The organism is Streptomyces sp. NPDC033229 (genome assembly GCF_055576875.1).
This window is the reverse complement of sequence record NZ_JBVIQR010000022.1, coordinates 1-26,706: the sequence shown is the minus strand read 5'-3', so window position 1 is coordinate 26,706 and position 26,706 is coordinate 1. Positions and strand designations below refer to the sequence as shown.

Annotated in this window: 26 protein-coding genes and 1 riboswitch; of the genes, 14 read left to right on the top strand and 12 right to left on the bottom strand. The window is 71.7% G+C overall.

Annotated elements, in window-relative coordinates; all coding sequences use genetic code 11:
- Positions 1 to 12 precede the first annotated feature (12 nt).
- Positions 13 to 588: a TerD family protein gene (locus ACZ53N_RS20150; protein ID WP_469142193.1), complete on the bottom strand. Its 576-nt coding sequence runs from the start codon at positions 586 to 588 to the stop codon at positions 13 to 15.
- Positions 589 to 798: 210 nt separating this feature from the next.
- On the opposite strand from ACZ53N_RS20150, the gene arfB reads away from it, so the two are divergent.
- Positions 799 to 1,227, top strand: a complete 429-nt coding sequence (arfB, locus tag ACZ53N_RS20145; RefSeq protein ID WP_469142192.1) for an alternative ribosome rescue aminoacyl-tRNA hydrolase ArfB — start codon at positions 799 to 801, stop codon at positions 1,225 to 1,227.
- Between the two features lie 158 nt (positions 1,228 to 1,385).
- Here the strand turns inward: arfB and ACZ53N_RS20140 are convergent, their stop codons facing one another.
- Positions 1,386 to 1,937, bottom strand: coding sequence for a flavin reductase family protein (locus tag ACZ53N_RS20140; RefSeq protein ID WP_469142191.1), 552 nt, complete (start codon positions 1,935 to 1,937; stop codon positions 1,386 to 1,388).
- Positions 1,938 to 2,225: 288 nt separating this feature from the next.
- Here ACZ53N_RS20140 and cdgB point away from each other — a divergent pair, with 288 nt between their 5' ends.
- Positions 2,226 to 3,941, top strand: a complete 1,716-nt coding sequence (cdgB, locus tag ACZ53N_RS20135; protein ID WP_469142190.1) for a diguanylate cyclase CdgB — start codon at positions 2,226 to 2,228, stop codon at positions 3,939 to 3,941.
- Between the two features lie 197 nt (positions 3,942 to 4,138).
- The gene (locus tag ACZ53N_RS20130) at positions 4,139 to 5,065 is read left to right on the top strand and encodes a carbohydrate-binding protein (RefSeq protein WP_469142189.1); all 927 of its coding nucleotides are present in this window, start codon (positions 4,139 to 4,141) and stop codon (positions 5,063 to 5,065) included.
- Between the two features lie 23 nt (positions 5,066 to 5,088).
- Here ACZ53N_RS20130 and ACZ53N_RS20125 read toward each other — a convergent pair whose 3' ends face one another.
- From ACZ53N_RS20125 to ACZ53N_RS20105, 5 genes are all read right to left on the bottom strand, one after another.
- Entirely contained in the window at positions 5,089 to 5,940 is an 852-nt protein-coding gene (locus tag ACZ53N_RS20125; protein WP_469142188.1) for a class II fructose-bisphosphate aldolase, read from the bottom strand.
- A gap of 85 nt (positions 5,941 to 6,025) precedes the next feature.
- Entirely contained in the window at positions 6,026 to 6,946 is a 921-nt protein-coding gene (locus tag ACZ53N_RS20120) for a 1-phosphofructokinase family hexose kinase (protein WP_469142187.1), read from the bottom strand.
- Between the two features lie 193 nt (positions 6,947 to 7,139).
- Complete coding sequence (gene nagA, locus ACZ53N_RS20115; protein ID WP_469142186.1) at positions 7,140 to 8,294, bottom strand: N-acetylglucosamine-6-phosphate deacetylase; 1,155 nt, start codon at positions 8,292 to 8,294, stop codon at positions 7,140 to 7,142.
- The gene (locus ACZ53N_RS20110; RefSeq protein ID WP_469142185.1) at positions 8,294 to 9,334 is read right to left on the bottom strand and encodes an ROK family protein; all 1,041 of its coding nucleotides are present in this window, start codon (positions 9,332 to 9,334) and stop codon (positions 8,294 to 8,296) included. The genes nagA and ACZ53N_RS20110 overlap by 1 nt, the downstream gene beginning before the upstream one ends.
- A gap of 580 nt (positions 9,335 to 9,914) precedes the next feature.
- Positions 9,915 to 10,850: an SIS domain-containing protein gene (locus ACZ53N_RS20105; RefSeq protein WP_469142184.1), complete on the bottom strand. Its 936-nt coding sequence runs from the start codon at positions 10,848 to 10,850 to the stop codon at positions 9,915 to 9,917.
- A 184-nt stretch (positions 10,851 to 11,034) separates the two neighbouring features.
- On the opposite strand from ACZ53N_RS20105, the gene ACZ53N_RS20100 reads away from it, so the two are divergent.
- The 3 genes from ACZ53N_RS20100 (at position 11,035) to otsB (ending at position 13,596) form a co-directional block, all read left to right on the top strand.
- Complete coding sequence (locus tag ACZ53N_RS20100) at positions 11,035 to 12,312, top strand: extracellular solute-binding protein (protein WP_469142183.1); 1,278 nt, start codon at positions 11,035 to 11,037, stop codon at positions 12,310 to 12,312.
- A 10-nt stretch (positions 12,313 to 12,322) separates the two neighbouring features.
- The gene (locus tag ACZ53N_RS20095; protein WP_469142182.1) at positions 12,323 to 12,604 is read left to right on the top strand and encodes a DUF3263 domain-containing protein; all 282 of its coding nucleotides are present in this window, start codon (positions 12,323 to 12,325) and stop codon (positions 12,602 to 12,604) included.
- A 137-nt stretch (positions 12,605 to 12,741) separates the two neighbouring features.
- On the top strand, positions 12,742 to 13,596 hold the full coding sequence (gene otsB / locus ACZ53N_RS20090) for a trehalose-phosphatase (protein WP_469142181.1): 855 nt from the start codon (positions 12,742 to 12,744) through the stop codon (positions 13,594 to 13,596).
- 253 nt (positions 13,597 to 13,849) lie between these two features.
- Here otsB and ACZ53N_RS20085 read toward each other — a convergent pair whose 3' ends face one another.
- Entirely contained in the window at positions 13,850 to 15,313 is a 1,464-nt protein-coding gene (locus ACZ53N_RS20085) for an alpha,alpha-trehalose-phosphate synthase (UDP-forming) (protein ID WP_469142180.1), read from the bottom strand.
- Positions 15,314 to 15,365: 52 nt separating this feature from the next.
- On the bottom strand, positions 15,366 to 16,313 hold the full coding sequence (locus tag ACZ53N_RS20080) for a glucosyl-3-phosphoglycerate synthase (protein WP_469142179.1): 948 nt from the start codon (positions 16,311 to 16,313) through the stop codon (positions 15,366 to 15,368).
- A 162-nt stretch (positions 16,314 to 16,475) separates the two neighbouring features.
- A riboswitch (SAM riboswitch) is annotated at positions 16,476 to 16,616 on the top strand.
- Positions 16,617 to 16,632: 16 nt separating this feature from the next.
- Between ACZ53N_RS20080 and thrC the strand changes: the two genes are divergently transcribed.
- The 4 genes from thrC (at position 16,633) to groL (ending at position 20,964) form a co-directional block, all read left to right on the top strand.
- Complete coding sequence (gene thrC / locus ACZ53N_RS20075; protein ID WP_469142178.1) at positions 16,633 to 17,913, top strand: threonine synthase; 1,281 nt, start codon at positions 16,633 to 16,635, stop codon at positions 17,911 to 17,913.
- 94 nt (positions 17,914 to 18,007) lie between these two features.
- Positions 18,008 to 18,283: a MoaD/ThiS family protein gene (locus ACZ53N_RS20070; RefSeq protein ID WP_469142177.1), complete on the top strand. Its 276-nt coding sequence runs from the start codon at positions 18,008 to 18,010 to the stop codon at positions 18,281 to 18,283.
- A 438-nt stretch (positions 18,284 to 18,721) separates the two neighbouring features.
- Complete coding sequence (locus ACZ53N_RS20065; RefSeq protein ID WP_003967346.1) at positions 18,722 to 18,928, top strand: cold-shock protein; 207 nt, start codon at positions 18,722 to 18,724, stop codon at positions 18,926 to 18,928.
- Positions 18,929 to 19,338: 410 nt separating this feature from the next.
- Positions 19,339 to 20,964, top strand: a complete 1,626-nt coding sequence (gene groL / locus ACZ53N_RS20060; RefSeq protein WP_469142176.1) for a chaperonin GroEL — start codon at positions 19,339 to 19,341, stop codon at positions 20,962 to 20,964.
- Between the two features lie 97 nt (positions 20,965 to 21,061).
- On the opposite strand, the gene murQ is transcribed toward groL, so the two are convergent.
- Together murQ and ACZ53N_RS20050 are read right to left on the bottom strand one after the other, a co-directional pair.
- A complete protein-coding gene (gene murQ, locus ACZ53N_RS20055) occupies positions 21,062 to 21,997 on the bottom strand; it encodes an N-acetylmuramic acid 6-phosphate etherase (protein WP_469142175.1) in 936 nt (311 codons plus the stop codon).
- Positions 21,998 to 22,028: 31 nt separating this feature from the next.
- Positions 22,029 to 22,967 (bottom strand): MurR/RpiR family transcriptional regulator, encoded by a 939-nt coding sequence (locus ACZ53N_RS20050; RefSeq protein WP_469142174.1) that lies wholly within the window; start codon positions 22,965 to 22,967, stop codon positions 22,029 to 22,031.
- A 54-nt stretch (positions 22,968 to 23,021) separates the two neighbouring features.
- Here ACZ53N_RS20050 and ACZ53N_RS20045 point away from each other — a divergent pair, with 54 nt between their 5' ends.
- Together ACZ53N_RS20045 and ACZ53N_RS20040 are read left to right on the top strand one after the other, a co-directional pair.
- On the top strand, positions 23,022 to 23,390 hold the full coding sequence (locus tag ACZ53N_RS20045; protein ID WP_469142173.1) for a hypothetical protein: 369 nt from the start codon (positions 23,022 to 23,024) through the stop codon (positions 23,388 to 23,390).
- Positions 23,387 to 23,662, top strand: a complete 276-nt coding sequence (locus tag ACZ53N_RS20040; protein ID WP_469142172.1) for a DUF4031 domain-containing protein — start codon at positions 23,387 to 23,389, stop codon at positions 23,660 to 23,662. The genes ACZ53N_RS20045 and ACZ53N_RS20040 overlap by 4 nt, the downstream gene beginning before the upstream one ends.
- A 226-nt stretch (positions 23,663 to 23,888) precedes the next feature.
- On the opposite strand, the gene ACZ53N_RS20035 is transcribed toward ACZ53N_RS20040, so the two are convergent.
- A complete protein-coding gene (locus ACZ53N_RS20035; protein WP_469142270.1) occupies positions 23,889 to 25,142 on the bottom strand; it encodes a Cmx/CmrA family chloramphenicol efflux MFS transporter in 1,254 nt (417 codons plus the stop codon).
- Positions 25,143 to 25,481: 339 nt separating this feature from the next.
- Between ACZ53N_RS20035 and ACZ53N_RS20030 the strand changes: the two genes are divergently transcribed.
- Positions 25,482 to 26,291: a hypothetical protein gene (locus tag ACZ53N_RS20030; protein WP_469142171.1), complete on the top strand. Its 810-nt coding sequence runs from the start codon at positions 25,482 to 25,484 to the stop codon at positions 26,289 to 26,291.
- A gap of 145 nt (positions 26,292 to 26,436) precedes the next feature.
- Positions 26,437 to 26,616 carry a hypothetical protein gene (locus ACZ53N_RS20025; protein WP_469142170.1) on the top strand — a complete coding sequence of 60 codons (180 nt, stop codon included), beginning with the start codon at positions 26,437 to 26,439 and terminating at the stop codon, positions 26,614 to 26,616.
- The last annotated feature ends 90 nt before the right edge of the window (positions 26,617 to 26,706 follow it).

Genomic DNA, 26,706 nt, shown 5'->3' with positions numbered 1-26,706 from the left:
GCTACGGCGGTGTCAGACGTTGACGCCGAAGTCCGACGCGATGCCCGCGAGGCCCGAGGCGTAGCCCTGGCCGACCGCGCGGAACTTCCACTCCGCGCCGTTGCGGTACAGCTCGCCGAAGACCATGGCGGTCTCGGTGGCGGCGTCCTCGCTCAGGTCGTAGCGGGCCACCTCGGCGCCGCCGGCCTGGTTGAGGACGCGGATGTAGGCGTTGCGCACCTGGCCGAAGTTCTGGCTGCGGGACTCGGCGTCGTAGATGGAGACCGGGAAGACGATCTTCTCGACGTCGGCGGGCAGGGCCGACAGGTTGACGTTGATCTGCTCGTCGTCGCCCTCGCCCACGCCGGTGGTGTTGTCACCGGTGTGCACGATGGACTGGTCCGGGGTGGACTTGTTGTTGAAGAACACGAAGTGGGCGTCGGAGTAGACCTTGCCCGTCGGGTTCACCGCGATGGCGCTCGCGTCGAGGTCGAAGTCCGTGCCGGTGGTGGTGCGGACGTCCCAGCCGAGGCCGACCGTGACGGCCGTCAGGCCCGGGGCCTCCTTGGTGAGGGAGACGTTGCCGCCCTTGGACAGGCTTACAGCCATGGGATAGGTCCCTTTCTATCGATTCGTCGGGCCTCGCGAGGTACGAACGAAGGTCCGCGCCCGAAGCTACCGTCACCCCCGATAACGCGAGCAGGGGACCGAAGGGTTCCAGCACTCTTTACTTTCTTTGCCAATTCCTGATGCGGGTGTCGCGGGGGCAGGCGCAAAACGAGGTGACGCGCCCGGCCCCGGCACGGGATCATGGGTGTCATGTCCGGTCCACACGTCATCCGCGGTTCGGTCTCCCTGCCGGAGGCCGAGCTCATGTGGCGTTTCTCGCGCTCCTCCGGCCCGGGGGGCCAGCACGTCAACACCAGCGACAGCCAGGTCGAGCTGCGGTTCGACATCGCCCGCACCGAGGCGCTGCCGCCGGTGTGGAAGGAGCGCGCGCTGGCCCGGCTGGAGAGCCGGCTGGTCGGCGGCGTCGTGACCGTGCGGGCCTCGGAGCACCGCTCGCAGTGGCGCAACCGTGAGACGGCCGCGGTGCGGCTCGCCGCGCTGCTGGCCGAGGCCACCGCGCCGCCGCCCCGGCCCCGGCGGGCGACGAAGATCCCGCGCGGGATCAACGAGCGGCGACTGCGCAACAAGAAGCAGCGGAGCGACACGAAGCGGGGGCGTTCCGGGCGCGACTGGTCTTAGGCCGCGCCTTTCGCCTGGCTGGCGGTTTCTTTGGCCCGCGGGCCGTCTTTGCCGCCTGCGGCGGCGGGCGCCCTGCGGGCGCGTCCTCAAGCGCCGGACGGGCTGGTTTTCGCTGAGCCCGGCCGCATCGAACCCGTCCGGCGCTGAGGACAGCCGGTTCAGGCCAGCGTCCGGTACCGGCCCCGGAAGTACGTCAGCGGTCCGGCCTCCGAGGTCGGGGCCGCGGCCGTCAGCACCCGGCCGATGACCAGCGTGTGGTCCCCGGCCACGACCCGCTGCTCGGTCCGGCACTCCAGCACCGCCAGCGCGCCCCCGACGAGCGGCGCGCCCGAGGCCTCCCCGCGGGTGTACGCGATGTCCTCGAAGAGCAGCCGGTCGCTGATGCGCCCCTTCATGGCGAAGCGTCCCGCGACGTGACGCTGGCTCTCGGCGAGCACGGACACCGCCCACAGCGGCTGCTCCGCCAGCAGGTCGTCCATCCGTGAGCCGTTGCGAACGCTCACCATGACCAGCGGCGGGTCGAGGGAGACGGACAGGAAGGCCGTCGCCGTCATGCCGACGTCCTCGCCGCGTGGGCCGTCCTCCGGGTCGTGCGCGGTCACCAGCACCACGCCGGCGGCGAGGCGGGCGAGGGCGGCACGGAATTCGTCGGCGCTCACCCCTTCAGGATGGGCTATGGCGGTCTCGAGGGCCGTAGTCGTCTGCAACACGCTCCGCACGCTAGCCGTACTGTCCGTCGTGCCGCATCGGGCCGGGGAACCACTCGGGGCCGATCCGGGGTCCTAGGTCGCGAGGGTTCCGGATTTGCGTTCAGGAAGCATAAGAACGCCTTCGAACGCCAGTAGTAGGACTCCACCGCCCTCTGTGACATGGGTCACAGAGGGCGGTAATTGTTGACCCTGTGTACCGAGTGGTCAGCTCGCTGTGATTCAGTGGCCGGGGTAAGCGGACGACAAGAAGCCTGGAGTTGCTGTCGGGGTCTCGGGGGAGAGCGAGCTATGGAGACCGAGTCGGAGCCGTATGTCCGCCTGGCGACCTTGAGGCAGTTGCATCAAGTAGTCGCTGATCTGAACACCGCGCGCAGCCTCGCGGACACGTTGCAGACCGTGGCGGACGGCATCATCGCCGGGCTCGGCTACGAGCTCTCGGCCGTCAATCTCGTACGCCCCGACGGGGACCTCGTGGTGGCCGCCGTCGCGGGCAGCGCCGGGGCGGAGGCCCTGATGGCGGGCCGGGTCGGCTCGCGGGTGTCCTGGGAGCGCCGGCTCGCGATGGGCGACCACTGGGGCGATCTGCGCTTCATCCCGTACACCGAGGGCTGGGTCCTCGACGACGACGACGTCCCGCAGTGGCACACCACCGGACCCGCCCCGCGCTTCGCCGACGAGTGGCATCCCATGGACCGCCTCTTCGCCCCGATGTACACCGCGGGGGCCTCGGGCGGCGAGCTGCTCGGTGTCATCTCGGTCGACAAACCGCGCAACGGCCGCCGCCCCGGCGCCTGGGGGCGCGAAGCGCTCCAGATGTACGCCTTCCAAGCCGCGATTGCGATCAGTAACGCTCGTCTACGCGCAAATATGCAGCGCGCCCTGGTCAGACTGGAGCGCGAACAGCAGGCGCTCCGCGCCAGTGAGGAAAGCTTCCGCCAGGCCTTCGAGTACGCGCCCAGCGGCATGGCCATCGCCGAGATGGGCGGCGACCAGCACGGTCGGCTGCACCGCACCAACGACGCCCTGTGCCGGCTGCTCGGCCGGTCCGCCTCGCAGATGCGCCGCTACTCCTTCTCCGATCTCGTGCACCCCGAGGACGTCGGCACCCTGCTGCGGACCTCAGCCGAGGGCGGCCGGGCCGAGCTGCGCCTCGGCCGTCGTGACGGCACCTACGTCTGGGTCTCGCTGCGCAATTCCGTGGTGGCCGACGCCGCCGACGGGCCGCGCTTCCTGCTCACCCACGTCGAGGACATCGAGGAGCGCAAGCGCCATGAGCTGCAGCTCGCCCACCGCGCCAGCCATGACTCGCTGACCGGGCTGCCCAACAGCGCCGAGCTGAGAGCCCGCCTCGGCAGCCGGCTCTGCGACCGCCCGGCGGGCAGCGAGACCCACGCGGCGGCGGCCGTCGGGCCGTACGGCTGTCTCGACGGCTTCGCCGAGGTCGAGAGCGCCGCGTACGGACACGGCTTCGGCGCCGACGTCGGCCCGGACTACGCGCCGGAGCGGGGCGGTGAGCCCGCCCCCGACGAGTACCGCGGCGGTCCGGAGGCGGGTTACGACCACCATGTGCACACCATCGCGCCCGACGAGGAGACCGACGACGGCATCAAGGGCCTGGCCGTCCTCTTCTGCGACCTCGACGGCTTCAAGTCGATCAACGACCGGTTCGGCCACCACACCGGGGACGCCGTGCTGATCGAGGTCGCCCGTCGGCTGAGCAACGGCGTGCGCGACGGCGACACGGTGGCCCGCCTCGGCGGTGACGAGTTCGTCGTCCTCGCCGACGGGCTGGGGCCGGCGGACGCGGAGGATCTGGCCGTCCGCCTGCGCAATGCCATCATTCCGCCCATAAGGGTGGAAGGCCGGGCGGTTCGCGTCGGGGCCAGTTTCGGCATCGGCTGGGCCGCCTGCGGAATGTCCGCGGAGGAGGTTCTCGCCTCCGCCGACCAGCGGATGTACGTCGAGAAGCGGTCCCGGTCCAAGGCCGGGCGCCGGGCCTGCTGAGGTCCAGACCACGGCGTGGTCTCCCCCGATCGGGGTAGGCTGCGCCGATGCGGCACCGACGCCGCCCGTGAATCGATCATGAATTTTGGCCATCCGAACCCGCGGTAGCCGGCCGGGCCCCCGGCCGCCTCGGCCGCGGGTTCAGGCACATACGCAGTGGGTGCCGATGGGCAACACCATGTTGGGAGTGACAGGGGATGACGGCGGGTAATAACGGCCAGGGCACGCCGGAGGGCGACGACCCGTTCGGCTACCTCTACCGCGGCGGCGACGGGAGCACCGACGGCGGTCAGCCGGCGCACCAGCCCGGCGTCCCCCGTACGTCGTACAACCAGGTCCGCCCGGTCGGCTCGCGCCAGTACGGTCAGCAGCCCCAGCAGCAGGTGACCTACGGCCAGCAGCCCTCGCAGGGCCCCGCCCCGCACTACGCCGCCCCCGAGACCCTCCCCGGCGGCGCCCCCCAGGCCCCCGCCCAAGGCGGTCGCGGCGGCGCCCGGCCCAAGCGGCGCGGGCCGCTCATCGCCGCCATAGCCGTCGTCGCGGTCGTCGTGGCCGGCATCGGCGTCGCGATCTTCACCAACGGCTCGGACGAGAAGAAGGAACAGCAGAACACCGCGAACGGCGGCGGCGAGGACAAGCCGGCCCCGGCGAAGGACGACAAGCCCGCCGAGGAGAAGAAGACCGAGCCCGCCAAGCGCAAGCCCGCCAAGCTGCCCAAGGAGGACGCGGCGAGCCTGCGGCTCAGCGGCGGCGCCGTCACGGAGAAGACCGTGCCGGGCGCGCAGGGCGACGGTGGTCTCTACATCGCCGGCATGAACAAGCAGGGCGCCGGCGTCGAGTGGAAGGTCGACGTCGAGAAGGCGGGCGACTACCGGCTGAACGCGCGCTACGGCGTGCCCGGCACGGACGCCGCCCTCACGATCTCCGCCAACGGCAAGGCCGACTCCCGGCCCATCAACATGAAGAACTTCGGCGGCACGAAGGACTGGGAGAACGGGTGGAAGACCACCTGGTCCCTGGTCAGGCTCAACGAGGGCACGAACATTCTGAGGCTCTCCTGCGAGGCCGGTAACTCGTGCGACGTGCACCTCGACCAGCTCTGGATCTCGCCCAAGAACGGCTGATGATCCGGGGCGGACAGTGGCGGTCAGCCGCTGACGGTCCGTAGGAAGTGCGCCACCGTCCGAGCCATCGCCTCCCGCGCCGGTGCCAGGTACTTGCGCGGGTCGACCGTCGAGGGATGGGCCTCCAGGAAGGCCCGGACCGTGCCCGTGAACGCCGTGTTCAGGGCCGTGCCGACGTTGATCTTCACCATGCCGGCGGCGACCGCCCGGCGCAGTTCCGCGTCCGGGACGCCCGACGAGCCGTGCAGGACCAGGGGTACGGGCACGGCGTCCCGGAGCCGGGTGATCAGGGCGTGGTCGAGGGCCGCCGTGCGTTCGGTCATCGCGTGGGAGCTGCCGACGGCCACGGCGAGGGCGTCGACGCCGGTGTCCCCGACGTAGGCGGCCGCCTCGGCCGGGTCGGTTCGTACGCCCGGGGCGTGCGCGTCCAGTGGTGGTTCGCCCGCCTTGCCGCCCACCCGGCCCAGCTCCGCCTCCACCCACATGCCGCGCTCGTGGCCCCAACGCACGGCCTCCGCCGTCGCCTTGACGTTCTCGCCGTAGCCGCGCCGGGACGCGTCGAACATCACCGAGCCGAAGCCGTGCGCGTGCGCGGCGTGCAGCAGTGCCACGTCCTCGACGTGGTCGAGGTGCAGCGAGAGCCGCGCGGTCGAGGCGCGGGCGACGGCGGCCGTGGCGGCGGCGATGGGCGCGAGGTCGCCGCCGTGGAACTTCACCGCGTTCTCGGAGACTTGCAGCACCGCGCCCGTGCCCGCGGCCTCGGCGCCCGCCGCGATGGCCTCCGCGTGCTCCACGGTGATGACGTTGAAGGCGGCGACCGCGCGGGCGGCGGCGCGGGCTTCGGTGACGAGTTCGGCGGTGCTGACGAGTGGCATGGCTTGCCTCAACCCTCCGGCCGTAACGGCCCTCGTGTGACGGTGGCGCGCCGCCGTGGGGCCGTGGCGCCGGCCGGCCGCGCCGTCATACCTGAGCGACCTTCACCTGCGGCAGCAGGCTCTCGTACGTCGCGCGGTCGAACTCGCCCGCCGCCGGGGCCCGTACGGTCGCGGCCGACAGGGCCACCGCGCGGGCGACGCGGTCCGGCCAGGACAGGCCCTCGGCCCAGCCGGACAGCAGACCCGCCACGGCGGAGTCGCCGGCGCCCGTCGGATTGCCCGTCAGCCGGCGGGGCGGCGCGGCGCGCCAGGCGCCGTCGGGGGTGAGCGCCAGCAGCCCGTCCGGGCCGAGGGACGCGGCGACGGCGTGGGCGCCGCGCCGGCGGGCGTCGTGCGCCGCGCGCAGCGGCTCGGTGGAGCCGGTGAGCGCGGCCAGTTCCGCGGCGTTGGGCTTGACCACGTCCGGCCGGGCGGCGATGCCGCGCCGCAGCGGTTCCCCGCCGGTGTCCAGCAGCACGGGCACCCCGGCCGCCCGCGCGGCCCGTACGAGCTGGGCGTACGCCCCCACCGGCACCCCCGGCGGCAGGCTCCCGCACAGCGCGACGGCCTCGGCATCGCGCAGCAGCCGGCCGTAGACGTCGCAGAACGCGGCCCACTCCTCGGGGGCGACGTCCGGCCCGGGCTCGTTGAGCTGCGTCGAGTCGCCGGTGGACTCGTCGACGATGCCGACCGTGCGGCGGGTGTCGCCGGTGAGGGTGACGAGGGCGTCGGTGATCCTGTCCGAGCCGTTCGCGAGGTGCCGCCGCAGGATGTCGCCCGTCGCACCGCCCGCGAAGCCCGTCACGACGGTGTCGTGGCCCAGCGCGGCCAGCACCCGGGCGACGTTGATCCCCTTGCCGCCCGGGCGTTCCGCGGCGTGGGTGACGCGGTGCGAGGTGTGCGGACGCAGCCGTGGGACGCGGTAGGTCACATCGAGCGCGGCATTGAGCGTGACGGTGAGGATCACCGGCGTCTCCCTCCCGGGGCCGTCGTGCGGGAACGTCGTGCGGGACCGTGCGGCGGCAACCCTGCTGTCCTTACCGGGGGTTCGCGGACGCCCGGCGCGAGCGATCATGCCAAAACAGCGGCGGCAGGCCCAGACCTGGGGACCCGCCGCCGCTGTTTCCGCCGCCGTTCAAGGGCTTCAAGCGCGGGGCAAATTACTTCACTTCGGGCTTAATCAGCCATTCGCCCTTGCGCATGACGCCCACCAGGTCGTACGAGCCGTTCAGCACGACCAGGTCCGCGTCCTTGCCGGGCTCCAGCGAGCCGATCCGGTCGGCGAGCCCCAGCAGCCGGGCCGGGTTCACCGACAGCGCCCGCACGGTGTCCTCGACGGACAGCCCGTCGACGGTCACCGCGCGCTTGAACGCCGTGTCCAGCGTGAGCGTCGACCCCGCGATCGAACCCGCCGTCGGGCCGTCGGCGATCCGCGCGACGCCGTCCTTGACCTCGACCCGCATCGGGCCGAGCGGGAACATGCCGTCGGTCATGCCGGCCGCGCCCATCGCGTCGGTGATGAACGCGACCCGGTCCGCGCCCGCCCGGGCGAAGGCCAGCTCCAGGACGGCGGGGTGCAGATGCGTGCCGTCGTTGATCAGCTCGACGGTGACCCGCTCGTCCTCCAGCAGCGCGGCGATCGGGCCGGGTTCGCGGTGCAGCAGCCCCGGCATCGCGTTGAAGAGGTGGGTGGCGACCGTCGCGCCCGCGTCGATGGCCTCCAGCGTGGCCCCGTACGTGGAGTCCGTGTGTCCCACCGCCGCGATGACGCCGCTGTCGGCGAGCATCCGCACGGAGTCCAGGCCGCCGGGCAGTTCCGGCGCCAGCGTCATCATGCGGGCCGCGCCGCGCGCGGCGTCGACCAGCTTGCGCACGTCCGCCGGGTCGGGGTCGCGGAGCAGCCCGGGCTGGTGCGCGCCGCAGCGGTGCGGGGAGATGAACGGGCCCTCGAAGTGGATGCCCGCCAGATCGCCCTGCTCGGTCAGCTCGGCCAGCACGGCCGCCTGCCGGGCGAGGTCGTCCAGGTCCCCGGTGACGGTCGAGGCGACCATGGTGGTCGTGCCGTGCGCGCGGTGCGCCGCGATGGCGGTGAGCGCCTCCTCGGCGCTCCCGGCGGAGAACGACGCGCCGCCGCCGCCGTGCACGTGGACGTCCACGAAGCCGGGGACGATCCAGTGACCGGTGAGATCGACGGACGGCTCCTCCCGCGCCGTGTCGTCCACGATGCGCCGACCCTCGACCGTGACGCGGCCGTTGTCGACCACGCCGGTCGGCAGCACCACGCGGGCGCCGGTGAGAACCGTTCGTTCGACCATCAGGCGGATACCTCCGTGGATTCGGGGGACGGGGTGGGGCGGGGGGCGGGGGGCGTCTTGTGCGGGGGCGCGCTTGCCGGGTCGGCCGCTTCGGCGGTGACGCTCACCGTGCCGGCCGCTTCGGCGGTGAGCAGGTCCCAGGCGAGCAGGCCCGCGCCCAGGCACCCGGCGGTGTCCCCGAGCGCCGCGGGGACGATGCCGGGAAGCCTCTGGAACGTGATCCGCTCGGTGACGGCCGCGCGCAGCGGTGTGAACAACGTTTCCCCCGCTTCGGCGAGCCCGCCGCCGATGATCAACGTACGGGGGTCCAGCAGGGTGAGGCCGGTGACGAGGCCGTCGGCGAGCGCGTCGACCGCCTCCTGCCACACCGCGCGTGCGGTGGTGTCCCCGGCCGCGACGGCTCGCGCGCAGTCCGCGGCGTCGGCGTCCGCGTCGCCGGACGCCTCGGCCCAGGCGCGGCTGACGGCGGAGGCGGAGGCGATGGTCTCCAGGCACCCGCGCCCGCCGCACCCGCAGACCGGGCCGCCGGGCCGGACGACGATGTGGCCGATCTCGCCCGCGTAGCCGTGGGCCCCGGCCTCGATCCGCCCGTCCATGCCGATCGCCCCGGCGATGCCCGTGCCGAGCGGCACGAACAGGAACCGGTCGGCACCCCGCCCCGCCCCGATCCGGCCCTCGGCGAGGCCGCCGGTCCGTACGTCGTGGCCGAGGGCGACCGGTACATGGCCGAGGCGCTCGCTCACGCGATCGCGCAGGGGGACGTCGCGCCAGCCGAGGTTCGCGGCGTAGACGGCGATGCCGTTCGCGTCGTCGACGATCCCGGGCACGGCGACGCCCGCCGCCTCGGCCTGCCGCCCGTACCGCTCCTGCCCGAGGGCGCGCAGTTCGGCGGCGAAGTCGAGGATCCCGGCGACGACGGCGTCCGGCCCCCGGTCACGGCCGGTGGGCCGCCTGGCCTCGTACAGAAGCTCGTGGTCCGGTCCGACCAGGGCGGCCTTGATGCCGGTGCCGCCTACATCGAGCGCGATGACGTGTCTCACGGGAACAGTCTCGCGCGATTGCGTGTGAAAGGTCTAGTCCACTCGTTTGCAGGCTGCTGCCCCTGCGTGTCGCGGGTTGCGCGTTCGTTGCCGGGTTCGCCGGGGGCGGGCCTTTGCTCGCCGGGTGCGGCGTCGTTTCCCGCCTTCGGCGGGGGTGGGGGTTTCGGGCCGTCGCGCCGCCGCGCGTTGGTTGGGGGCGGGCCCGTGCCGCTCCGGTGGGTCGCGGGGCTGCTTCGCTTTACGCCCCGCGACCCACCTGCGCGTCCCGGGCCCTCAGCCCGGTGGGCCTGCGGCGCCTCCACCCCTGGGGGAGGGAGGGGGAGGCACCCGGCATGCCTCCACGCCAGTGGACCGTCATGCCCGCCGCTCAAGGGATGCGCTTTACGCCCCGCGACCCACCTGCGCGTCCCGGGCCCTCGCGCCGGTGGGCCTGCGGCGCCTACGCCCCTGGGGGGGGGGGAGGGTTGGGCACCCGGCACGCCACCACGCCGGTGGACCCGTATGCCCGCCGCCCAGGCATTCGCGGCGGCGCCTCCGCCCCTGGGTGGGGAAGGGTTGGGCACCCGGCAGCCCGTAGACGTCAGTCCGTCGGCAGGATCACGCTTCGCGTGAGGTGGCGGGGGTGGTCCGGGTTGTGGTTTTTGGACTCGGCCACCGCTACCGCCAGGCGTTGCGCGCGGATCAGGTCCGCCATCGGGTCCAGTCGGGAGCCGTCCGCTATCAGCGTGCCGCCGGTCGCGGTGATGTCGGCGGCCAGGCCCTCCGGGCGGGGGCCGAAGACCCACGCCACCCGGCCCGGGGCCGTGATCGCGATCGGGCCGTGGCGGTACTCCATCGCCGGGTACGCCTCCGTCCAGGCGCCCGCCGCCTCCCGCATCTTCAGGGCCGCCTCCTGCGCCAGCCCGTACGCCCAGCCGCGCCCCAGGAACGTCCACTGCTCCGCTGCGAGCACCGACGGCGGCAGCGGTTCGGCGACGGCCGTCTCCGCGTCCGCCGCCGCCTCGGCGACTGTGCGCACCCCGGTCGGCAGCGGGCCGTGCGTCTGGAGGCCGGAACGCAGGTACGCCAGGGCCGTCGTCGCGAAGCGGGTCTGGACGACGGACTCCTCGTCCGCCCAGTCCAGCACCGCCACCGTGTCCGCCGTCTCCATCACGGGCGTCTTCGGGTCGGCGGTCAGCGCCAGCGTCGGGGTCCGGCCGCGCAGCGTGGTCAGCAGGGTCAGCACCTCGCTCGTGGTGCCGGAGCGGGTGATCGCCACGACCCGGTCGTAGACGCGGGCCGCGGGGAACTCCGACGACGCGAAGGCGTCCGTCTCGCCCTGTCCGGCGGCCTCGCGCAGGGCCGCGTAGGCCTGTGCCATGAACCAGGACGTGCCGCAACCTGTGACGGCCACCCGCTCGCCGGGCAGCGGCAGCCCCGGTGCCCCGGCCGCGGCCTCGGCCGCGCGGCGCCAGCAGTCGGGCTGGGTGGCGATCTCCACGGCGGTGCGGGAGGTACTGCGAGCGGACTGTTCCATGCGCGGGTGCTCCTTGCGAGGTGCGTGCGGGTAACGGTCAGCACCGTGGATAGCACCCCCTGTGACATGGGGGGAAGGGCGATACCGAAGCGAGACTCCGGTCGGGTAGACCGTAAGGTGGCGAGCGGGAGAGACTCACGGTCTCCAGCGGACAAATCACCAACCTCAAGGGTGGGAAGCAGCAGTGCAGCGGCGGCGTTTCTTGGGTCTGACGGCGGCAGGTGCCGCCACGGCGGCGTTGGCGCCCGCACTGACGGCATGCGGTAGCGAAGCGACCGGCGGTGACAAGACGATCCGGCTGATCGCGGCGGACTACGGCGACAAGCCGACCAACAGCTCCAAGAAGTACTGGGATTCGCTGGCCCGCGAGTTCGAGTCCAAGAACAAGGGCATCAAGGTCAACGTCAGCGTCTACAGCTGGACCGAGGTCGACAAGAAGGTCGCCGACCTGGTCGCGGCCAGCAAGGCCCCCGACATGGCCCAGATCGGCGCGTACGCCGACTTCGCCGCGGTGGGCAAGCTCTACAGCGCCGAGCAGCTTCTCTCCATCCCCACCCAGGCCGACTTCATATCCTCGATCGCCAAGGCGGGCGAGGTGCACCGGGTGCAGTACGGTCTGCCGTTCGTCTCCAGCACCCGTCTGCTCTTCTGCAACCAGAAGCTCTTCGACAAGGCCGGCATCGCCAAGGCCCCCGAGACGTGGTCGGAGCTCCAGGCCGCCGCGAAGAAGCTCCAGGCCTCCGGCGTGAAGATGCCCTACGGGCTGCCGCTCGGCCCGGAGGAGGCGCCGGCCGAGACCATGATGTGGATGCTCAGCGGCGGCGGCAGCTACACCAACAACATCGGTGTTTACACCATCGATTCGCCCGAGAACATCAAGACCTTCGAGTGGCTGCGCGACGAGCTCGTCGGCAAGGGCCTCACCGGCGGCGGCGACCCCGCCCGCACCAACCGGCAGGAAGTCTTCGACGCGTTCACGCGCGGCGAGGTGGGCATGCTCAACGGCCACCCGACGCTGATGCAGCAGGCCGACGCCAAGGGCATCAAGTACACGATGGTTCCGCTGCCCGGCGTGAGCGGCAAGGCCAGGTCGACCATGGGCGTCGCCGACTGGATGATGGGCTTCAAGCAGAACGGCCACCGCGCTCAGATCGGTGCCTTCCTCGACTTCGTCTACAGCAAGGAGAACGTGCTGGACTTCACCGGTCAGTACGACCTGCTGCCGGTGACCACGCCCGCGTCCGCGGCGATGGCCAAGGACGAGGAGCACAAGCAGCTGCGGCCCTTCCTGAAGGAGCTCCCGAACGCGGAGTTCTACCCGGCGGACAAGACGTCCTGGGCGAAGGTCAGTAAGTCGATCAAGGAGAAGATCGGCTCGACCGTGCAGAAGGGCGGCGACCCGGCCGCGGTGCTCGGCGAGATCCAGCGCGAGGCCATGGCGACGGAGAACGCGAGTCGTTAGGTTGGAGCACGTGAGCCAGCCGGAGGAGCCGACCCCGGACGATGGTTCGGAGCCCGCGCCGGAAAGCGGCGGGCTCTCCGACCGGGACCGTGCCGTGCTCGCTCTGGAACGACGCACGTGGTCCGGCCCCGGTGCGAAGGAGCGGGCCGTGCGGGAGCAGCTCGGGATCACCCCGACCCGCTACTACCAGCTCCTCAACGCCCTCCTCGACGACCCGCGCGCCCTCGCCCACGACCCCGTCACCGTCAACCGGCTGCGCCGCGTGCGGGACGCTCGGCGCGAGCGTCGCTAGGGCCTGACCGGTGGTCGACCGTTGTGCCGCCTGCGGCGGCGAGCGCCCTGCGGGCGCGTCCTCAAACGCCGGGCGGGCTGATAGCAGCCCGTACAACTGACCACCCCCGTGGCGCTCGCACCGATAGGGTCGGACGTATGGGTCCTCTTCCCGATCCCGTGACTTCCGCCGGCCGCGACGGACTGGGCGCGCTGCTGGCGCGGCCCGGGCGCGCGGTCGTCGCGCTCGACTTCGACGGCACGCTCGCCGACATCGTGCCGGACCCCGAGCAGGCCCGCGCCCACCCCGGCGCCGTGCCCGCCCTCACCCGGCTCGGTCCCCTCCTCGGCTCCATCGCCGTGGTCACCGGCCGCCCGGCCGGGGTCGCCGTCCGCTACGGCGGCTTCGCCGGGGTGCCCGGCCTTGAGCACCTCGTCGTGCTGGGGCACTACGGCGCCGAGCGCTGGGACGCGGTCACCGGGACCGTGCACGCCCCCGCCCCGCACCCGGGCGTCGCGGCCGTGCAGGCGGAGCTGCCCGGGGTGCTGGACCGGTCCGGTGGCTGGCGGGGCACCTGGGTCGAGACCGCGCACATCGAGAACAAGGGCGGCCGCGCGATCGCCGTCCACACCCGCCGTGCCCCCGACCCGCAGGCCGCGTTCGACGCGCTGCGCGGGCCGCTCGAAGAGCTCGCGGAGCGGAACGGGCTGATCCTTGAACCGGGCCGGATGGTCCTGGAGCTGCGCCCGCCCGGCATGGACAAGGGCGTCGCCCTCGCCGAGTACCTCCGGGAGGTCGACGCGTCCGCCGTGCTGTACGCGGGCGACGACCTCGGTGACCTCGCCGCCTTCGCGGCGGTCGAGAAGCTCCGCTCCGAGGGGCTGCCGGGGACGCTCGTGTGCAGCGGCAGCTCGGAGGTCGCCGAGCTCGCCGAGCGCGCGGACCTCGTCGTCGACGGCCCGAGCGGCGTCGTGGAGCTCCTCGGCGCCCTCGCGGACCGCCTGGCTCTCTGACGGGAGGGTGAGCGCGCCTGTTGGTGCGCGGCACCACCGCTGCGCGGCGGTTGTCCTCAAGCGCCGGACGGGCTTGGCGGCTGAGCTCAGCCACATCAAGCCTGTCCGGCGCTTGAGGACGCGCCCGCAGGGCGCTCGCCGCCGCAGGCGGCAAAGATGGTCCGCAGGCCAATGAGCCGCCGGCCAGGCGAAGGGCGGCAAAGATGGTCCGCAGGTCAAAGAACCGCCGGCCAGGCCAAAGCCGAAGTTCCGGCTACCCCCGCAACGCCCGCAGCTGGTCCAGGAACCAGCGCGCGGGCGGCAGCGCCGTCGCCGCCGAGGCCAGCCGCTTGGTGCGCTCCACGCGCTCGGCCGGCTCCATGAGCAGGGCCTCGTGCAGCGCCCGGGCCGTGGCCTCCACGTCGAACGGATTGACGGTGATCGCGTCCTCGCCCAGCTCCGCGAACGCCCCGGCCTCCCGGGACAGCACCAGCGCGCAGCCGTGGTCGGAGACGACCGGCACCTCCTTGGCGACGAGGTTCATCCCGTCGCGGATGGGGTTGACCAGGGCCACGTCGGCGAGGCGGTACGCGGCGAGCGAGCGGGCGAAGTCGTCCTTGACGTGCAGGACGACCGGCAGCCAATCCGCTGTGCCGAACGCGGAGTTGATCTCCTGGGCGACCTGTTCCACCGCGGCCGTGTAGTCGCGGTAGACCGCCAGGTCCTGCCGGGAGGGGTAGGCGAAGGCGATGTGCACCACCTTGCCCCGCCACTGCGGCCGGTCCTCCAGCAGCCTGCGGTAGGCGCGCAGGCCGCGCACGATGTTCTTGGACAGCTCGGTGCGGTCGACGCGGACGATCGCCTTGCGGTCCGGGCCGATCTGCTCGCGCAGCGCGGCCATCCGCTCCTCGACGTCCGCGCGGTGCGCCCGCTCGCGCAGGAAGTCGGCGTCGGCGCCCAGCCCGTGCACGCCGAGCCGGGTCGTCCGGCCCTCGAAGCGCACCGACAGGGCGCCGTCCGGCCCGTCGCCGTCGCGCATGATCTCCGCGCCCAGCACGTCCGCGCAGCACGCGGCGAACGCCTCGGCCCAGCGGCGGGTGAGGAAGGCGGCGCGATCACTGCCCAGCACGCCGCGCAGCACCTGCTCGGCCACGTCGTCCGGCAGCATCCGGAAGTAGTCCGGCGGGGCCCAGGGGGTGTGCGAGAAGTGGCCGACGCGCAGGTCCGGGCGCCGCTCGCGGAGCAGGCCCGGCACCAGGGTCAGGTGGTAGTCCTGGACGAGGACCATCGCGCCCGGCGCGGCCTCCTCGGCGAGCGCGTCCGCGAAGGCGGCGTTGTACGCCTCGTAGGCCGCCCACTGGGCGCGGAAGTCCGCGTCGAAATCCGGCTCCAGGGGGGTCTGGTACAGCAGGTGGTGGACGAACCACAGCACGGAATTGGCGATGCCGTTGTACGCCGCGGCGAAGACCTCGGGTGCGATGTCGAGCATCCGCACGCTCATGCCGCCGGTGTCGGCCGGATCCAGTCTGCCGCCGGTACGCCGGACGGCCTCGCGGTCGCCGTCACCGAGGGCGGAGCACACCCACAGGGCCCCGGCGTCGGTGCCGATCGCGCTGAGCCCCGAAACCAGCCCGCCCCCGCCCCGGCCCGCCGCGAGCGAGCCGTCCTCGCGTCGCTTGTAGGAGACGGGTCCGCGGTTGGAGGCGACGAGAATCGGGGCAGCGTGCTCAGCGACCATGTGGCCAGCCTTGCCAGTGCGGGAAGCACTCAAACGTACGCACGACGGACGGTTACGCGGCGTGCCTCTGTGCGTACTCGGGTATCCCGGCCATCGGCGGCCGCTCCTCGGTGTCCACCGCGTACGTCCGCGGAACGAAGCCCTCCGGGGTGCGCTCGAACTGGGTCAGGGCCGGACGCACCAGATGGCCGCGGGCCAGTCGGAGCTGCGCGGTCCGGTAGATCGCGGCGGCCATCCGGCCCAGCGCCCGGCCGTCCTGGTGCCGGTGCTTGCGCACCCCGACGTCGACCTGGGCCAGCGCGTCCAGACCCACCGTGTGCAGCGCGTCCACCAGCAGCCCGAGCTCGACGCCGTAGCCGACGGGGAACGGCAGCCGCTCCAGCAGCGAGCGGCGGGCCGCGTACTCACCGCCCAGCGGCTGGACGAAACCGGCCAGCTGCGGCCAGTGCAGATTCAGCAGCGGGCGGGCCACCAGCTCGGTCACCCGGCCGCCCTGGCCGACGGCCTCGCCGAGCGGTCGGTCGTACATCGCCTTGACGAAGTGCACGTCCGGCTCGGTCAGCAGCGGCCCGACGATGCCCGAGACGAACTCGGCCGAGAAGTCCCGCAGATCGGCGTCGACGAAGCAGACGACGTCGCCCTCGGTCGCCAGCAGCGACCGCCACAGCACCTCGCCCTTGCCGGGCAGCGCGGGCAGCCGCGGCAGCACCTCGTCCCGGTGCACGACCCGCGCCCCGGCCGCGGCGGCGACCACGGCCGTACGGTCGGTCGAACCGGAGTCCAGCACCACCAGTTCATCCACCAGCGGCACCGCCTCGGTCATCAGCTCACGGCGGATCGTCGCCACGATCGCGCCGACCGTCGCCTCCTCGTTCAGCGCCGGCAGGACGACGCTGACGGTGGTGCCGGCGCCGCGCTTGGCGGCGAGAATCCGGTCGAGCGGACGGTCTGCGGCGGACCAGGACCGCCGGGCCAGCCAGCGCTCCACCTCTTCCAGCACGTGTACGACTCCTTAGGCCTGTTCGGGGTGTGACCCATCTCGCGGTACGGACGACTGGTTCGAGCGTCCATGCCTTCCGTTACAGTCTTGAACAACGCGGACGGCCATCGCATGTCGGGGTCGTCGCGCGAACAAACGCCTGGGCTGTGCCCAGTGCCATACCGCTCATCCAGAGGGGCAGAGGGATACGGCCCGTTGAAGCCCCGGCAACCCTCCCGCCGGCCTTGCGTCTACCGCGAGGCTCCCGGTGGGGAAGGTGCCAATTCCGTCCCGTGGCGACGTTCGCCGCGGGGAAGATGAGGAGAAAGGGCCTCGCCTCATGGCTGTGCACACCGTCGCCACCACTGTCGCTCTCGGACCCGCCGTCGGCCTCTCGTGCCGCGAGTGCGGAGAGCGCTTCGATCTCGGACCGATCTTCGCCTGCGCCGTCTGCTTCGGACCGCTCGAAGTCGCCTACGAGCTGCCCACCGGTGACCCCGAGGCGCTGCGCCGCCGGATCGAGGCCGGCCCGGAGAACATCTGGCGTTACGCCCCCCTGCTGCCCGTCCCCGCCGACGTCGCGGACAAGCCGAGCCTCAACCCCGGCTTCACCAAGCTGGTCAAGGCCGACAACCTCGCGCGTGAGCTGGGCGTGAGCGGCGGTCTGTACGTCAAGGACGACTCCGGCAACCCCACGCACTCCTTCAAGGACCGCGTCGTCGCCATCGCCGTCGAGGCCGCCCGCGCCTTCGGCTTCACCACCCTCTCCTGCTCCTCCACCGGCAACCTGGCGGGCGCGGTCGGCGCCGCGGCCGCCCGCGCGGGTCTGAAGTCCTGCGTGTTCATCCCGCACGACCTGGAGGCGGGCAAGGTCGTCATGGCCGCCGTCTACGGCGGCGACCTCGTCGGCATCGAGGGCACCTACGACGACGTGAACCGTTTCTGCTCCGAGCTGATCGGTGATCCGCTCGGCGAGGGCTGGGGCTTCGTCAACGTCAATCTGCGCCCGTACTACGGGGAGGGCTCCAAGACCCTCGCGTACGAGATCTGCGAGCAGCTCGGCTGGCGGCTGCCGGACCAGATCGTCGTCCCCATCGCGTCGGGCTCGCAGCTCACGAAGATCGACAAGGGGCTCAAGGAGCTGATCGCGCTCGGTCTGGTCGAGGACCGGCCGTACAAGATCTTCGGCGCCCAGGCCGAGGGCTGCTCACCGGTCTCGCGCGCCTTCAAGGACGGCCACGACGTGGTGCGCCCGGTGAAGCCGGACACGATCGCGAAGTCCCTCGCGATCGGCAACCCGGCCGACGGGCCGTACGTGCTCGACATCGCGCGGCGGACGGGCGGTGCGGTGGAGGACGTCACCGACGCGCAGATCGTCGACGCGATCAAGCTGCTGGCCCGCACCGAGGGGATCTTCGCGGAGACGGCGGGCGGGGTGACGGTCGGCGTCACGAAGAAGCTGATCGAGGCGGGGGTGCTGGATCCGGCACTGACGACGGTCGTGCTCAACACGGGCGACGGGCTGAAGACGCTCGATGCCGTCGCCCCGACCACCGGGCCCTCCGCGACCATCCGCCCGAGCCTCGACGCGTTCCGCGCGGCGGGCCTGGCCGGTCGCTGAGCCTGCGGCCTCCGTTTCTTGGGGCCCCTGCCCCCCGGCACCTCGACGGCCGGTGTCGGCCCCTCACGTCTCTCTAGCCGGAAGGCGCATTCGCATGAGCATCAACGTTCGCATCCCCACCATCCTGCGCACCTACACCGGTGGTCAGGCCGAGGTCTCCGCCGAGGGCGGGACCCTCGCCGAGGTCATCGCCGACCTGGAGAAGAACCACCCCGGCATCGCCGCCCGCGTGCTGGACGAGAGCGGCAAGCTGCGCCGCTTCGTGAATGTGTACGTCAATGACGACGACGTGCGCTTCGAAGGCGGCCTGAATGCGGTGACCCCCGACGGCGCCGGTGTCTCGATCATTCCCGCGGTCGCCGGCGGCTGACCCTTTCGAAGGTTTCCTGCGGAAGTCCCGTGAATCGCCCCGGCCGGAAAACGGACGGGGCGATTCCGTCTGTTGAAGCGCGATACAGTTGAGGCGTTCCCCCTCCTGCGTCAGTGCCGTACGCATATGAGAACCCGTCAAGTTGTGTGCCGAGTGTGTGCACGAATTGTCGGGTTGGTTGCGTTATGTCCGGCCCGACTTGCCCGGGAATCCTTGGAATTCTCCGCTTATCGCCAATCGGCCGCGCCCGGAATTCTCGTCCGAGTGACCTGTTGCAGACGGCATCCGTGCAGATACATTCAGCCGCGGTCGACGCGTTCCGGCGCACATCTTCCGGGGTTCCCCATGTCGAAGATCAGGGGACTGTCGGAGGGTGAGGTCTGACCCGGGTCCGCGAAGTGCGGTCCTGCGCAAGGGCCAGTAATAGGGGAGTTAGGCATGGCTCAGGGCACCGTCAAGTGGTTCAACGCGGAGAAGGGGTACGGCTTCATCGCGGTCGACGGTGGTGCGGATGTTTTCGTCCACTACAGCGCGATTCAGATGGACGGCTACCGCACCCTCGAGGAGGGGCAGCGAGTCGAGTTCGAGATCTCGCAGGGTCAGAAGGGTCCGCAGGCGGACATGGTCAAGCTGGCGGTCGGCTGATCTCGGCGCATCGACCACCTAGGCTCAATCGGCTCGCCGAAGGGCCCGTACCTCCAGGGGGAGGTACGGGCCCTTCGTGTTCCCGGCCTCGGGGCGCGGCCGGGCCTCGTGTGTGACCGCCGCTCGTGTGGGTAGCTCTCGTGTCTTGGGCGCTTGCGCCCCCAGCTACCGCTGGGAGGTGCCCCCAGGTGCCACTGGCGCGAGTGGAACAACCCCCGGACCGCTTGCACTCGACGGGGTCGAGTGCTAATCATTGGGCTTAGCACTCTCCGAGTGAGAGTGACAGATTTGGACCGTCGGTGAGGTCCGCAGGCCAGGCGGGGCAAGGAACCGCCAGGTGTGCAGACCGTCCGTCGCGGGCGCCAGCGCGGTCCGGAGCAATCCACCCCGTCCTGGGAGGACCACTTCACATGGCCAAGATCATCGCGTTCGACGAGGAGGCACGGCGCGGTCTCGAGCGCGGGATGAACCAGCTCGCCGACGCCGTCAAGGTCACCCTCGGCCCCAAGGGCCGCAACGTCGTCCTCGAGAAGAAGTGGGGCGCCCCCACGATCACCAACGATGGTGTTTCCATCGCCAAGGAGATCGAGCTCGAGGACCCGTACGAGAAGATCGGCGCCGAGCTGGTCAAGGAGGTCGCGAAGAAGACGGACGACGTCGCCGGTGACGGCACGACGACCGCGACCGTCCTCGCCCAGGCGCTGGTCCGTGAGGGTCTGCGCAACGTGGCCGCCGGTGCCAACCCGATGGCGCTGAAGCGTGGCATCGAGAAGGCCGTCGAGGCCGTCTCCGCCGCGCTGCTCGAGCAGGCCAAGGACGTGGAGACCAAGGAGCAGATCGCCTCCACCGCCTCCATCTCCGCCGCTGACACCCAGATCGGCGAGCTCATCGCCGAGGCGATGGACAAGGTCGGCAAGGAAGGCGTCATCACCGTCGAGGAGTCGCAGACCTTCGGGCTCGAGCTCGAGCTCACCGAGGGCATGCGCTTCGACAAGGGCTACATCTCGGCGTACTTCGCCACCGACATGGAGCGTATGGAGGCGTCGCTCGACGACCCGTACATCCTGATCGTCAACTCGAAGATCGGCTCGGTCAAGGACCTGCTGCCGCTCCTCGAGAAGGTCATGCAGTCCGGCAAGCCGCTGCTGATCATCGCCGAGGACGTCGAGGGCGAGGCCCTGTCGACCCTGGTCGTCAACAAGATCCGTGGCACCTTCAAGTCCGTCGCCGTCAAGGCCCCGGGCTTCGGTGACCGCCGCAAGGCCATGCTCGGCGACATCGCCATCCTCACCGGTGGCACCGTCATCTCCGAGGAGGTCGGCCTCAAGCTCGAGAACGCCGGTCTCGACCTGCTCGGCCGCGCCCGCAAGGTCGTCATCACCAAGGACGAGACGACCATCGTCGACGGTGCCGGTGACAGCGACCAGGTCCAGGGCCGCGTCAACCAGATCCGCGCCGAGATCGACAACAGCGACTCGGACTACGACCGCGAGAAGCTCCAGGAGCGCCTCGCGAAGCTGGCCGGCGGCGTGGCCGTCATCAAGGCCGGTGCCGCGACCGAGGTCGAGCTCAAGGAGCGCAAGCACCGCATCGAGGACGCCGTTCGCAACGCGAAGGCCGCCGTCGAGGAGGGCATCGTCGCCGGTGGTGGCGTGGCCCTGCTCCAGGCCTCCGCGGTCTTCGAGAAGCTCGAGCTCGAGGGTGACGAGGCGACCGGCGCCAACGCCGTGAAGCTCGCCCTGGAGGCCCCGCTCAAGCAGATCGCCGTCAACGGTGGTCTCGAGGGTGGCGTCATCGTCGAGAAGGTCCGCAACCTGCCCGTCGGCCACGGTCTCAACGCCGCGACCGGTGAGTACGTGGACATGATCGCCGAGGGCATCATCGACCCGGCGAAGGTCACGCGTTCCGCCCTGCAGAACGCCGCGTCCATCGCCGCGCTGTTCCTCACCACCGAGGCCGTCATCGCCGACAAGCCGGAGAAGGCCGCCGCGGGCGGCGCCCCGGGCGGCATGCCGGGCGGTGACATGGACTTCTGACCCTTTCGAGGATCAGCTGTTCCAGCAGTACGTGCCGAGGGCGGCACCCCCATCGCGGGGGTGCCGCCCTCGGGCGTTTTTCGGCGGGCGGGCGGCCTCAGCCCCGCGTCGCGTCGAGCGCGGCGCGCAAGTGGCCCTTGGAATCGGCCAGCAGGCGCGTGGCCGTGGGGCCGTCGACGCGGCCGAGGAGGACGAGGATCGCGTTCTTCACCTCGCCGCCGGTCGCGCCGAGCGCCGCCTCGATCTCCTCGTCGGAGGCGCCCGTGGCGAGCGCGACGATGTGCCGGGAACGGGCCCGCAGCTTCTCGTTCGAGGCGCGGACGTCGACCATCAGATTCCCGTACGTCTTGCCGAGCCGGATCATCGTGATGGTCGAGAACATATTGAGCACCAGCTTCTGGGCGGTGCCGGCCTTCAGCCGGGTCGAGCCGGTGAGCAGTTCCGGCCCGACGACGATCTCGACGGCGTGCTCGGCGGCGGCGCCGAGCGCCGAATCCGCGTTGCACGCCAGGCCGACGGTGAGCGCCCCGGCCCGCCGCGCGTACGCGACGGCCCCGATCGCGTACGGCGTGCGGCCGGAGGCGGAGACGCCGACGACGGTGTCGGTCGGCCCGATGCCGAGCGCGGCGAGGTCCGCGGCGGCCAGCTCCGCGCTGTCCTCGGCCCCTTCGACGGCCCGGACCAGGGCGGACGGGCCGCCCGCGATCAATCCGACGACCTCGGCCGGGTCGGTGTTGAACGTCGGCGGGCACTCGCTGGCGTCGAGCACCCCGAGCCGGCCGGCCGTGCCCGCGCCGGCGTAGACCAGGCGGCCCCCGCCCGCCATCCGGGTGGCGGCCGCGTCGATGGCGGCGGCGATCTCCGGGAGCCGGGTGGCGACGGCGGCGGGGACGGTGGCGTCCTCGTCGTTCATGAGCCGGGCGAGGTCCAGGGTGGGCAGCCGGTCTATGTCCGCGAGTTCGGGGCGGAAGGCCTCGGTGGTCAGGGTCGCGAGCTGGGCGCGGAGGGCGGCGTAGGCGGCGGGAGAGGTCATGGGCGGGCGGCTCCTTCCGTGCGAGGGGCGGTCAGCGCCGGCTCCGCGGGGTGTGCCGGTGGGCGAGCGCCTCGTAGGAGGCGGACAGCGCGGGGGCGGCCCTGTCGTAGGTGCGCTGTGCGACGCCGATGAAGAGGCAGTCCACGACGAGGAGTTGGCTGGTGCGGCTGGACATGGCCGCCGGGCGCAGCTCGCTCTCCCGGGCGGAGGACGTGGTCAGGACGTGGTCCGCGTACTGGACGAGCTCGCCGTCGGGGCGGCCGGTGATCGCGAGCGTCGTCGCGCCGTGCTCGAAGGCGACCCGCAGCGGCTCGATGACGTCGGTGGTCCGCCCCGAATGGCTGATGGCGATCGCGACATCGCCGGCGCGCAGCTGGACGGCGTTGGTGACGGCCAGGTGCGGATCGCCGGGGGCGTGGGCGATCAGGCCGATGCGCAACAGCTTCTGGACGAGGTCCTGGCCGACGAGGTGGGAGGCGCCGATGCCGTACACATCGATGCGCCGGGCCCCGGCCAGCGCGGCGACGGCGGCCTCCAGCTGGGTGGTGTCGAGGGCGGCGGCCGTGTCCGCCAGGCACTGCGCCTCTTCCTGGGCGAGCTTGGCGACGACGCTCGGCAGTGGGTCGTCCACGGCGATGTCGGCGGTGACGGCGGGTGCCGCGCCCGCCGCCTGCTGCGCGGCCAGCGTGGCCAGCGCGATCCGCAGATCGCGGTATCCGGGGTAGCCGAGGATGCGGGCGGTGCGCACGACGGTGGCCTCGCTCGTGCCCGTGCGCTCCGCGAGCCCGGTGACGGTGAGCGCGGCGGAACCGGCCGGGTCGCCCGCGACGGCCTCGGCGACGCGCTGCATCGAGCGGGTCATGGAGGGGGCGAGGGTGCGGACCTTGGCGGCGAGGGCCGCGGGCGCTGGAGGTACCGGATTGACGGGCGATGACGCGGCGTCGAAAGTTTCCTTCAGTTTGCTGCTCACCTTTTGAAAGGTATTTTCGGTCCGGTGAACCGTCAACCCTCGCGGTCCCCGACAATGGACCGTATGGAGCTCGAACAGGCACTGCACATCGCACGCGCGCTCGTCCTCGCCGATCTGGCGGCGGGGGACGTGGCGGAGGCGGAGGTCGTCTCGCTGGTCGAGGACGCGGTCACCCACCGGCGGTGGTGGGTCGAGCAGTGGCCGCAGGGCGCCGCCTTCCTGCCCGGTCTCGTCGCCCAGGACGTTCAGGACGCACTGCTGGAGCGGCACGGGCGCTGGCCGCTGTGCCCGCTGTGCACGGGGGAGGGCGACCCGCACGCGCTGGAGGTCGAGCCGGAGCTGGGCCCGGACCCGCACTGGGCATGCGCGAAGCAGGCGGTGCTGGTGGCGCCGGTGGGATCCCTGGCGACGGCGCTGCGATGACTCTCTACATCGACCCGCCCACCTGGCCGGGACACGGGCGGATGTGGTCGCATCTGGTCAGCGACGTCAGCTATCAGGAGCTGCACGCGTTCGCGGCCCGGCTCGGTGCCCCGGCGCGGGCCTTCGACCGGGACCACTACGACGTGCCGTCGTCGTCGTACGGCGAGGCCGTCCGGCTGGGGGCGGTGGAGGTGGGCACCAAGGAGCTGGTGCGGCTGCTGACGTCGGCGGGTCTGCGCAGGCCGAAACACGAGCGGCCTGGCCGGGTCTAGAGGCTGCCCGGCTGGTGTCCGCTTTGCCCTGCGGGCCGTGGTGGGTGCACCTCCGCTGCGCGGCGGTGTCCTCAAGCCCGCTGGGGGCACCTCCCAGCGGTAGCTGGGGGAGCTTGAGGACGCGCCCAAAGGGCGCTCGCCGCCGCTGGCGGCGCTTTCCGACAGCCGGGCGCCGGGGCGGATCGGTGCGCCCACCGGCGTGCGGAATGGCCGCGCGCCAGGGCGTTCAGTTCTCGGCGCGCGCCCGGGCGGATTCCGGTGCCTCGGCCGGCGCAGCCGACGCGGCAGGTGCGGTCCGGCCGGCTCCCGCGACCACGCGCGAGCCGGTCGTCGCGTGGTGCAGCCGGGACGCGACCGCCGTGGTGCCCACGGCCAGGGCCGCCAGGCCCGCACTCGTCCAGGCGACCGCCGGATAGCCCCAGCCCGCTCCGATGACGAGGCCGCCGAGCCAGGGGCCGACCGTGTTGCCGATGTTGAACGCGGCCGTCGTCGTGGCACCCGCCAGCGTCGGCGCGGCGTTCGCGACATTGAACATCCGGGCGTTCAGCGCCGGTGCCGTCGCGAAGGCCGTGACACCCAGCAGCAGCGCCATGCCCACGGCGGCGGCAGGGGTGTGCGCGGTCAGCGCCAGCACGGCGAGCACGGTGGCCGAGGCGGCGATGCCGCCGTACATCGTGCCGAAGAGATGGGCGTCCGCGATCCGGCCGCCGATGACCGTGCCGATCAGCGCCCCCACGCCGAACAGCCCCAGCACGGTCGGCACCCAGCCCTCGTCCATCCCGGCGGTCTCGGTGAGCAGCGGGGCGAGGTAGGAGAACAGGCAGAAGACGGCGGCGCCGTTCAGTGCGGTGGTCAGGAGCGCGAGCCAGACCTGCCGGTCGCGGTAGATGCCCAGCTCGGTGCGGAGCCGGGGCGCGTCGGCGCCGGTCGGCGGCTTGGTGCCGGGGACGAGCGCGAGCACGCCGACCAGGCCCAGCGCCGACAGCCCGGCCACCGCCCAGAAGGCCGCCCGCCAGCCCGCGTGCTGCCCGAGGAACGCCCCGGCGGGCACGCCCGCGATATTGGCGATGGACAGCCCGCCGACCATCACCGCCATGGCTCGCGCCCGCGCGGTCACCGGCACCAGCGACACGGCCACCGCCGCGCCGACCGCCCAGAACCCCGCGCACGCCAGCGCGCTCACCACCCGGGAGGCGAACAGCACCGCGTACGTGGGGGCGAGCGCCCCCGCCACCTGTCCGAGCCCGAAGACGGCGAGCAGGGCGACGAGGGTCGTGCGGCGCGGCAGTTTCAGCGTCGCGGCGGCGAGCAGGGGCGCGCCGACCACCATGCCGATCGCGAAGGCGGACACCAGCAGCCCGGCCTTGGGTATGGAGACGCCCATGTCGCGGGCGAGGGGCTGCAGCAGCCCCGAGAGCATGAATTCGGATGTTCCGAGGGCGAATACTGACAAACCGAGGACGTGGACGGCGACTGGCATGCGGTTCGGGCCGGCGGTGGGCATGTCCGGTGCCAGCGCGCATTCCGGCCACGGTATTCCCGTGGCCGAGGCCCGTCTCACCCAGTGGAAGGCGGTGCCGTCGCCGGGTCCGCGATATGCGGGTTTGCGGCGTTGTTCCACACGCTTTCGGTGGGGAGTCCGCCGATTACCGTCCGGCGGCGGGGCGGCTGCGGCTATATTGCCGATTCCTGCCCTTGCTGGCCGCCCGGACAAAGAGAGCGGATACATCTGTCGAGGGGCGTATTGAGTCGCAGTGACGGCGCCCCGGTCATGAGCGCCCCGCAGGCTGCTCCGATGCGCTCGGGGTAGGTGGGGAACGTGGGGTCCAAGTGGGTCGACGTCAGGGTGAACGCCGGGATAATCGCTGCTGTCACGGTGCGTTTCGGTCCGTCGAAAGCAGGTGCCATGTCTCTGAAAAAGAAATCGCAGGATTTCGCCTTTTATGTGATGCCAGTTGTTTCTCCCGGATTGACGATCGGATTTACGGCGCTGGCCAATGAGTCCGCCGGTTCCGCAAAGTTTGCCCTCTTTTTCGCGGCGGCGCTCGCGGCGATCATTGCCCCTTTCCTTTCGTCCCTGCTGCGGAAGCGCTACCGACGTATCGAGGGAATTAAATTCGAAGCGGCCATGTCGGCGATCGTCGATCACATGGGCACCTTGGTGGGCGCCAAGCCGGCCCAGGTGCCCAGGATCCTGGGGCAGATTCATGACCGGCTCATCACTGTCGTGGCCAACGGCGCGAGCAGGAAGGCCCGGTCGTCCTTCTATTCCCTGGGTGGCGACGGGCACTTCGACCTGGAGGTCGTCCACGGGCAGGCGACGCCTCCGGTGCAGTTCGACAGGAAGACCGAGAAGGCCCTGATCAACGTCCTGAATCAGGGGCAGATCGTTTACATCCATGACAATCGGAACACCAATGGGAACCTGAAGATCAACCTGGGGGACGATTATCTGTCCGCCATCGTCGCCCCGGTGTGTGCCGGCAGCGAACCCCAGGGGGTGCTGATCATCGATGCGCCCAAGGTGGGGGATCTGCCCGAGGGGAAAGTACGCAAGCCTTATCTGATGGTCATCACCGGAATGCTCGGCACCGCGCACGCTCTGGGCCGCCGGGCGATGGAGTCCTGACGGGCGCTGCCGGGGAGTTACGGCATTCGTCCAGGTGAAACTACCTCAACGACGGGGTAGAAGCAGTGAAGTTGTGGCGAAACGGACGCCGCGGAGGGCGGGGTCCCTATCGTCGACGTACGGCTACGCATAGGTGGGGGTCAGCATGATCGTGCGCGAAGGCGAGATCATCGAGTCGGGGCGGCGCTGGATGGCCGGAGAGGCGACCAATGACGAATATTTCTCCAAGGTGCTGCAATCGGCGCCCATAGCCCCGGGCCGGGAGCTGGTCCGCAGCATCCGTGCCTGGATGCTCGCGGTCCTGCGCTCCCGGCGCACGTCCTAGGTGTGTTGTTCGGACAGGTTGGTGACGCGGCTGGCTGGTGGGTGGCCGTCGATGCCGGTGTGGGGTCGGTGGTAGTTGTACCAGTCCAGC